At 54.5% G+C, this 1605-nt stretch carries 1 rRNA gene; it reads right to left on the bottom strand.

The features are described from left to right. Positions 1 to 45 precede the first annotated feature (45 nt). Positions 46 to 1583: ribosomal RNA gene (locus tag ACTSEZ_RS21295) — 16S ribosomal RNA — on the bottom strand. Positions 1584 to 1605 lie beyond the last annotated feature (22 nt).

Below are 1605 nucleotides of genomic sequence, written 5' to 3'. Positions count from 1 at the left end.
TCTCTCAAAACTAAACAAAAACCAAAAGCGACCTCATATCCTTAGAAAGGAGGTGATCCAGCCGCACCTTCCGATACGGCTACCTTGTTACGACTTCACCCCAATCATCTACCCCACCTTAGGCGGCTGGCTCCTTGCGGTTACCCCACCGACTTCGGGTGTTGCAAACTCTCGTGGTGTGACGGGCGGTGTGTACAAGGCCCGGGAACGTATTCACCGCGGCATGCTGATCCGCGATTACTAGCGATTCCAGCTTCATGCAGGCGAGTTGCAGCCTGCAATCCGAACTGAGAATGGTTTTATGGGATTGGCTAAACCTCGCGGTCTCGCAGCCCTTTGTACCATCCATTGTAGCACGTGTGTAGCCCAGGTCATAAGGGGCATGATGATTTGACGTCATCCCCACCTTCCTCCGGTTTGTCACCGGCAGTCACCTTAGAGTGCCCAACTGAATGCTGGCAACTAAGATCAAGGGTTGCGCTCGTTGCGGGACTTAACCCAACATCTCACGACACGAGCTGACGACAACCATGCACCACCTGTCACTTTGTCCCCCGAAGGGGAACCTTCTATCTCTAGAAGTGGCAAAGGATGTCAAGACCTGGTAAGGTTCTTCGCGTTGCTTCGAATTAAACCACATGCTCCACCGCTTGTGCGGGCCCCCGTCAATTCCTTTGAGTTTCAGTCTTGCGACCGTACTCCCCAGGCGGAGTGCTTAATGCGTTAGCTGCAGCACTAAAGGGCGGAAACCCTCTAACACTTAGCACTCATCGTTTACGGCGTGGACTACCAGGGTATCTAATCCTGTTCGCTCCCCACGCTTTCGCGCCTCAGCGTCAGTTACAGACCAGAGAGTCGCCTTCGCCACTGGTGTTCCTCCACATCTCTACGCATTTCACCGCTACACGTGGAATTCCACTCTCCTCTTCTGCACTCAAGTTTCCCAGTTTCCAATGACCCTCCCCGGTTGAGCCGGGGGCTTTCACATCAGACTTAAGAAACCGCCTGCGCGCGCTTTACGCCCAATAATTCCGGACAACGCTTGCCACCTACGTATTACCGCGGCTGCTGGCACGTAGTTAGCCGTGGCTTTCTGGTCAGGTACCGTCAAGGCGCCGGCAGTTACTCCGGCACTTGTTCTTCCCTGACAACAGAGTTTTACGATCCGAAAACCTTCATCACTCACGCGGCGTTGCTCCGTCAGACTTTCGTCCATTGCGGAAGATTCCCTACTGCTGCCTCCCGTAGGAGTCTGGGCCGTGTCTCAGTCCCAGTGTGGCCGATCACCCTCTCAGGTCGGCTACGCATCGTCGCCTTGGTGAGCCGTTACCTCACCAACTAGCTAATGCGCCGCGGGCCCATCTGTAAGTGACAGCCGAAACCGTCTTTGAATGTCAAACCATGCGGTTTGACATAGTATCCGGTATTAGCTCCGGTTTCCCGGAGTTATCCCAGTCTTACAGGCAGGTTGCCCACGTGTTACTCACCCGTCCGCCGCTGACCTCCGAAGAGGTCCGCTCGACTTGCATGTATTAGGCACGCCGCCAGCGTTCGTCCTGAGCCAGGATCAAACTCTCCGAAGAAAATTTGTGACTCATAAATGTT

The sequence above is a fragment of the Metabacillus mesotrionivorans genome (genome assembly GCF_052171315.1).
Classification (GTDB): Bacteria; Bacillota; Bacilli; order Bacillales; family Bacillaceae; genus Bacillus_P.
The sequence above is the reverse complement of the archived record's forward strand: the minus strand, read 5'-3'. Positions and strand labels throughout refer to the sequence as shown.